Here is a 3,704-nt window from a genome sequence, read left to right on the forward strand (position 1 = left end):
CGCTATCCATCGGCCCGGTGCAGGGCTTCATCGCGGCGGCGCGCAGCACCTCCGATCTGTGGGCTGGTTCCCACCTGCTGTCCCGTCTGAGCTGGGAGGCCATGCGCCCGGTCTGCGAGGCGCTGGGGCCGGATGCCATCCTGTTTCCCCGGCTGCGCGGCATTCCCCAGGTCGATCTGTGGCTACGCGACCAGATGGACCTGCCAGACAATCTGTTCAGGGACTGTGAATGGATGCAGGGCGGCACCGATGCCAATCCACTGTTTTCGGCGGCGTTGCCCAACCGTTTCGTCGCCGTCGTGCCCGCCAGCCAGGCGCGGGCGATTGCCGAACAGGTCACGGTCAAAGTCCGGGAGTGGTTGCTGAATACCGGCCGGGATGTCGTGAGCCGATTGCTGGACATGGCGGGCCTGGATAAGGAATCCCGGACACCTTTCGAGCAGATGCGGGAGCAACTGGAAGGCTTTCCCGAAGTTCACTGGGCGGCTGTACCGTTTTCGCTCATTCATCCCCGCAACAAGGAGCGGCAGACCGACCTCGACACCAGCGGCCTGACCGCCGCCATGGCGCCCTTCTTCGGGAAAGAGGGCGATGGCGGCTTCCTCGCCACCCCAGCCTGGCAAGCGCTGCGCAAGGAAATTGACTGGGGCGACGGCACCACCTTCTTTGCCCCCAACCCCGGCGTCCTGTACCCGGCGGTCTATGACCTGGCCGAGCGCGTCATGGCGGCTGCAAAGACGGCCCGGACTTTTGCGACTAGCGAGCAGCATGGCTGGCGCTGTTCGCTGACCGGCGAAACCGAATGGCTGACCACCGACCGCGCCCAATTGGACGTGCCGCCGGGGCAACGTACCGGTACCCTCTGGACGCGAGTCGCCGCCCGCAAACCGGCCTGGGCCAAGAAAGGCGAACACCTGGGCGCTCTGCCCGCCATCAAGCGGTTGTGGCCGACGCTGTTTGCCGAAGAAGTGGGCAAGGCGTTGGCGGCGGGCGAACGCGGCGAAAAGAAGGACATCGGTCGCTTCGTCGTCTCCACCCACACCATGGCGCTGGCAAAGCCATTGGAAAATTGGCTGATTGCAGGTGGTCCAACGACTGAAAACCTGGAGGCTGAGTTAAAAACACTGCAAGACCAGGAGGTGGCTTTGCCTCGCAAGCTGATCCGAGAGTACAGCAGTAAGGTCAGTAAAGAGACGATGACCCAAGCCAAACGAATCCCTGCCATGCTCGAAGCGGCGCGGGAGGCAGAGGATGACGAAGCCTATGAACGGGCATTGCGGCTGGTGCGGAAGACCCTCACCCACACGGCTGGCTTCGACTCCGCTCAGCCAGCGGTGCGAGGGGAGCGGGAGCCAGGGGAGGGCGGCCGCCTCGAAACCTACTATGCCCTCATCATGCTGGATGGCGACCGCATGGGCGCGATGCTCTCCGGTGTGGGCGCGGATGATGACCCGGCCGCGATTGCCTATCGCGACAGCTTTCATCCCCAGGTGCAGGCGGGTTTCGATCAACATGCTGCCGGACAGCCGCTGATCCAGGCCTATGGCCAGCAAAAGCGGCCGATCTCGCCGAACCGCCATCTGGCCATCTCCGGCGCGCTCAACGATTTCTCGCAAACCGTCGTGCGGCATATCGTCGAGGAAGAACATCTGGGCCGCGTCATCTACGCAGGCGGCGATGACGTGCTGGCCATGCTGCCGGTGGCCGATCTACTGCCGGTCATGCAGCGCCTGCGCCAGGCCTATTCCGGCGAGGACCCGGACCATGCCGGCGGTATGCACCAGGGGTTGACACTCCAGAACGGCTTTGCAGCGCTCAAGGTTCGCCGTAGCGGCCGGAATAGGCTCAAACTCATGCGGATGATGGGGAAAAATGCCACCGCCAGTTGTGGCACCGTCATCGCCCATCATCAGGCGCCGCTGGGCGCGGTGCTGCGCGAATTGCGGGCGGCGGAGCAGCGCGCCAAACAGGAGGGCGGCCGCGATGCCTTTTCGATCACCGTCATCAAGCGCTCCGGCGGGGCCTTGCGGTTGACCGAGAAATGGGGCGAGCCGGTCCGCCTGCTCAACGACCTGATTGCCTTCCTGCGCGCAGAGGGCGTCTCCCGCCGGGCGGTGTATCACACCCTGGAGTGGCTGCACGATCTGCCCGATCCAGGCGATGACTCCGGTCTGCTGGAGTCGCTGCTGACCTACCAACTGGCGCGGCAGGCCGACGAGAAATCGCTACAGGCGCAAGCACCCGGCCTGGCCCAACGCCTGGCCGTGCTGACCGCCGCCCAGTCCCAGGATCGGCTGAAATGGCTGGAGAACTTTCTCACCGTGGGCGAGTTCCTCGCTCGCGAAACCCGCACCGGAGGTGAGGCATGAGCGCCCTGGAAACCCGCTTCATCGAGCCCCTGGACGTATTGTTTCTCCGCGGCAACAAATTGTTCGGCGATCCCGGCAGTTACGGCGAAGCCTTGATCCCGCCCTGGCCTTCTGCCGCTGCCGGCGCGCTGCGCGCGCGGCGGCTGGCCGATGCCGGCGTGGACCTGGCCGCCTTCGCCCGCGGCGAGATTGATCATCCCGAACTGGGCACGCCGAAACGGCCCGGCCCCTTTACCGTCACGGACTTTCATCTGGCCCGCCGCGGAGCGGATGGCGCGGTCGAACCGCTGTACGCGCCGCCGGCTGATCTGGTCATCAGCCGTGATGATGGTGGCCAGCTTCAGGTCCGTGCGCCAACCCCAACCTCGCTGACAATGGACGAGAGACAGAAACTGTCCGCCCGAATCCTGTCGTCCGCGCCGCTGCCCTGGCTGCCGGTGCTGGCTGAGCGCCAGCGCGGCAAGCCCGAGTCGGGTTATTGGCTGACCGCCGCCGGCTGGCGCGAGTATCTCGCGGGCCTGGCGCCCGCCGTCGGGCACTGGGTACACGCCAGCGAACTCTGGGCCATCGACCCCCGCGTCGGCCTGGGGCTGGATGCCGAGGCCCGTTGCGCCGCCGATGGCAAATTGTTTACGGTGCAGGCCGTGGCGATGCGCCACGGCGTCGGCTTTCTGGCCCGAGTGGAGGGGGCGAGCCTGCCCAAAACCGGCACGCTACGCCTGGGCGGCGACGGTCGCGCCGCTGCATTGACCCCTGCCGAGGTGGCCTGGCCAGAACCGGACTACGCCGCCATCGCCGCCGCCCGCCGCTGCCGGCTGGTGTTGACCACGCCGGGCCTTTTTTCCACACTGCTCCCGCCGGGAGAGTCAGCCCTGAGCGGAGCCGAAGGGCCGGGGGTGAGGGGAGGATGGCTGCCCACCGGCATCAGCCGGCATGGCGACGGCGGGTATCGGTTTGACCTGCATGGCGTCAAGGGCCGTCTGGTCTGCGCCGCCGTGCCGCGCGCCGAGGTCGTCTCCGGCTGGGATCTGGCCCAATGGCAACCCAAGCCCGCCCAGCGCGCCGCGCCCACCGGCAGCGTCTACTGGCTGGATGAACTGGAGGCCACGCCAGAGGCGCTATGCAAACTGGTGGAGCGCGGCTTGTGGACCGAGACCGGCGCGGATTCCAGCCGCCGGGCGGAGGGCTTCAATCGCGCCAGTCTGGCGCACTGGATGTCACCGTAATACAGGAGAATGCCATGTATGCCCATCGCATGAAGGCTCGTTTCACAGCCGACCAACCGCTGGTGTTGCCGTTGCCCAAGGGTTCGCCCGAGGGCGAAGTTGAAGTCAT

General features: G+C 66.3%; 2 protein-coding genes. Both read left to right on the forward strand.

The features are described from left to right. A partial coding sequence (gene cas10, locus ACIQ3B_RS18270) for a type III-B CRISPR-associated protein Cas10/Cmr2 (RefSeq protein ID WP_397405128.1) occupies positions 1 to 2,369 on the forward strand: 2,369 nt, incomplete at its 5' end. Then, complete coding sequence (locus tag ACIQ3B_RS18275; RefSeq protein ID WP_397405130.1) at positions 2,366 to 3,595, forward strand: type III-B CRISPR module-associated Cmr3 family protein; 1,230 nt, start codon at positions 2,366 to 2,368, stop codon at positions 3,593 to 3,595. The genes cas10 and ACIQ3B_RS18275, both read left to right, overlap by 4 nt. Positions 3,596 to 3,704 lie beyond the last annotated feature (109 nt).

Source organism: Phenylobacterium sp., assembly GCF_044358365.1.
In the GTDB taxonomy this organism is placed as follows: domain Bacteria; phylum Pseudomonadota; class Alphaproteobacteria; order Caulobacterales; family Caulobacteraceae; genus Phenylobacterium.

What these genes read in the sequence shown, in the direction of transcription:
- ACIQ3B_RS18275 (WP_397405130.1), top strand. Translation starts at nt 2,366, where the DNA reads ATGAGCGCCCTGGAAACCCGCTTCATCGAGCCCCTGGACGTATTGTTT.